Here is a 3,713-nt window from a genome sequence, read left to right as displayed (position 1 = left end):
CAGGGAAAACACAAACATTAAACTTCTTCAACATTAATGATCAGTTTTACTTTGTCGATGTCCCAGGATATGGTTACGCAAGAGTAAGTAAAAAAGAACGAGAAACGTTCGGTGCAATGATTGAAGAATATTTAGTATATAGAAAACAACTTGCAATGGTTGTTTTACTTATAGATTTTAGACACGACCCAACAGAAGATGATATTTTAATGTATGAATACTTAAAAACATATCAAATTCCTGTTTTAGTAGTTGGTACTAAATTAGACAAAGTACCTAAAACAAAAAGAATTAGACACGAAAGAGCAATTAAACAGAAATTAAATATGGATGACAAAGATATCTTCATCGCTTATTCAAGCGAAACACATGAAAACAAAGATTTCGTATGGGGTATTATAAAACAATACATTTAGGAGGATTCTATGAAAGTATTATTTATCGGGGGTACTGGACTTATTAGTACTGCAGTTACAGATTTATGTATCAAAGAAAACATAGATTTAACGTTATTTAATAGAGGTACAAAGAATCACTTACTACCAAAAGGTGTTAAAACAATTGTAGGAGATATCTACAATGAAGAAGAAGCGAAAAAATTACTAGAAAACAAATCATTTGATTGTGTCGTTGACTGGATTGCCTTTGGAGTAGATAATTTAGAACGAGATGTACGTATTTTTAAAGGTATCACAAAACAGTTTATCTTTATCAGTACCGCGTCAGCGTATCAAAAACCGGTTCAGGATTATCCAATCACAGAAAATACACCTTTAGAGAACCCATTCTGGGAATATAGTAGAAATAAAATCAAATGTGAAGAGTATATAAAATCTCAACAGACTGATGATTTCAATGTAACAATCATAAGACCATCACATACCTATGATGATAAACAGTTAATGTTAACAGTAAAAGAATGGGGTAGTGAATACACACTTCTAGATAGAATTATGAAGGGATTACCATACATCATTCCAGGAGATGGAACAAGCTTATGGACAATCACACATAATACAGATTTCGCCAAAGCATTTATCAAAGTGTTGGGAAATCCAAAAACATATGGTGAAGATTACCATATTACAAGTGACAAAGTATACACATGGGAACAACTTTACAACATCACTTGTGATGCGTTAGGAGTAAAACCAAACCCAGTTCATATCCCAACGGATTTCATACTGAGATACATGCCACATAAAACAGGTGAATTCTATGGAGATAAGCACTACTCAGTAATATTTGATAACAAAAAGATTAAATCAATCGCGCCAGATTATAAATCTACAACAAATTACGAAGATGTTGTATCAAAAGCGATTGATCATTATAAAAACACAAAAGAATTGCAATCAATTAACAAGGAAATGAATGATTTATACGAGCAAATCATCAAAGATTATTCAAAAATATAAAAGGGACATAATTGTCCCTTTTTAATTAATCAGTTTGTTTATAAACTATGTCAATTTATGTTATAATAAAAACGCAACACCGGAGGTTTATATGAATACAAAAAAAATGTTAGTATCATCGATTGTTACATTAATAGCAATCGTTCTATATTTTAGTATCAAAAACGACGTTTATCATTTACTAACAGAGTTATTAATAATCATGTTGTCGTTTACTATTGGAATCATTACCTATCACACAAAAGACATATTTAATAAACAATTAGTAGTGTTTATTGGATCCAGTTTCTTTTTGTTTGTTGTACTGAACATATTCCAAATCGTTAATACTAATCCAAATGCAACATCGATATTCCCAACCTCTGAGCAATATCATTTACTAAGTATCCTCTACTTATCAATCATCATGTTTGTAGGACTATTTATTATCAAACAAGACAAGGAAATTAACGTTGTAAAACTATTATTCATAGAAAGTATCGTAATTATCATTATTGCATACTTATTCACAGGTATTAATATATTTCCTAACTCAATCAAGCCATCATCTCAAGAAACATTAAAACTTATATTTATAAGTACGGGACTGTTATTAACACTTGTTAACATAATATCAATACTCATAAACAGAAAAGAACATTCCAAGTCTTTCCATTATCTTATTGTTCTCAATGTTTCTTTGCTTTTAACACTAATTTTCAGTTTATTTGGTACGGATATTACAAATATATTAATGTATACATTTAAATTATTAGCTGTACTTAGTTTATTTCAATTACTTATAACATATGGTATTACAAAACCGTTCAAAGAATCACTTCAAACACTAGAAGAGCAAAATGAAAAGCTTCACAAACTTGTTAGAATTGATGATTTAACTCAAATCCCAAACAGATTCTATTTATTTGAGAATTTAGATAAAACCTTTAGATACAGTAAACGTGAACAACAAACACTTGTAATGCTTATGATAGACATTGATGATTTCAAAGGGTTCAATGATACATTTGGACATTTACACGGTGATAGTATATTAACCAGAGTCGCTACTGCGATAAAAAAAGAATGTAGAAGACCACTTGACTTTGTAGGTAGGTACGGCGGAGAAGAATTTTTAGCAGTTCTACCAAATAGTGACTTTGAAGCTGGTCGCATCCTTAGTGATCGAATCAATAAAGCAGTTAGAGATCTTAGGATTGTGCATTTCAAGAATAAGAATCAATTCCTTTCTGTTAGTATTGGATATGTATCAATAACACCGAAACAAGATATAGAAATTGATTATCCACTTCAAGAAGCAGATAATCAGTTATATAAAATAAAATCAATGGGTAAAAACAGCTATTTAGGTAAAGACCTAGATAAAGAAGGAGAATAACATGAACGAAGTAAAATACACATACCAAAGAACAAAAGAAGACTTTATGCAACATTCTATATGGCATAGATTGTTTAGAACAAAATATGCAATATTCTTAAATTTCTTTATGCCAATACTGGCTATCGGAATGGTAATATTCAGTTTTGAAAGTATTGATGAGTTTACTGGAATACTAATCGCATATTTAATACTATTCCCTATAGTGAACTATTTAATGGTTCGTTATGGTGTAAATAGAATGTTTAAAAAGCAAAACTTAGAATTTGATGTAACTACATTTACTTACAATGAAGAAGGAATCGGAATTAGCTCACCAAAAGGTGATTTAACATTAGAATACAACAGAGTACATAAAGTATATGTAACATCTAAATACATCTATATCTATTTAGACAGACAAAACGCATTTCTAGTAAACAAAGAGTTTGTTGGTGAACCAAACATTGAAGCAATCATTAAAATGTTTAATGAGAATTTAATACCAGGAACAATGGTATTCAAAAGGTTTTAATGAAAACCTATAAAGAACTATATTTAAACGGTTTAACCTTAAGAGGGTACCACCATCAAACAAACAGTAAGCAATGTTTAATAATGTTTCATGGGTTCACTGGTAATAAAACAGAAGTTGGATATCTATTCAGAAAACTATCTGATCGATTAGAGGAATTAACTATTGATTCAGTACGCTTTGATTATCTAGGGAGTGGTGAATCAGATGGTTTATTTAGTGATATGACGTTACCTAGCTTAAAAGAGCAAGCTAGATTAATCATTGAATTTACTAAATCACATAATTATGAAGAAATATATCTACTTGGATTCAGTATTGGTGGGGCGTTAGCGCTAAATATGATGCAGGGATTTGATAAGACTATCTTATTAGCCCCATCAATTAGCTTCTTCACAAAACA

General features: G+C 30.2%; 5 protein-coding genes. All 5 read left to right on the top strand.

Annotation, left to right across the window (positions count from 1 at the left end):
* On the top strand, nucleotides 1-416 hold a 416-nt coding region (yihA, locus tag AC2LE6_RS08690), incomplete at its 5' end, for a ribosome biogenesis GTP-binding protein YihA/YsxC (protein WP_484478866.1).
* Between the two features lie 9 nt (nucleotides 417-425).
* Complete coding sequence (locus AC2LE6_RS08685) at nucleotides 426-1,418, top strand: NAD-dependent epimerase/dehydratase family protein (protein WP_484478865.1); 993 nt, start codon at nucleotides 426-428, stop codon at nucleotides 1,416-1,418.
* A gap of 91 nt (nucleotides 1,419-1,509) precedes the next feature.
* Complete coding sequence (locus AC2LE6_RS08680) at nucleotides 1,510-2,796, top strand: sensor domain-containing diguanylate cyclase (protein WP_484478864.1); 1,287 nt, start codon at nucleotides 1,510-1,512, stop codon at nucleotides 2,794-2,796.
* Between the two features lies 1 nt (nucleotide 2,797).
* On the top strand, nucleotides 2,798-3,310 hold the full coding sequence (locus tag AC2LE6_RS08675) for a YcxB family protein (protein WP_484478863.1): 513 nt from the start codon (nucleotides 2,798-2,800) through the stop codon (nucleotides 3,308-3,310).
* Nucleotides 3,310-3,713 (top strand): alpha/beta fold hydrolase (locus AC2LE6_RS08670; protein WP_484478862.1); only part of this gene is annotated, 404 nt, incomplete at its 3' end. The genes AC2LE6_RS08675 and AC2LE6_RS08670, both read left to right, overlap by 1 nt.

The sequence above is a fragment of the Candidatus Izemoplasma sp. genome, assembly GCF_982632705.1.
This window is presented reverse-complemented; position numbering and strand designations above follow the sequence as displayed.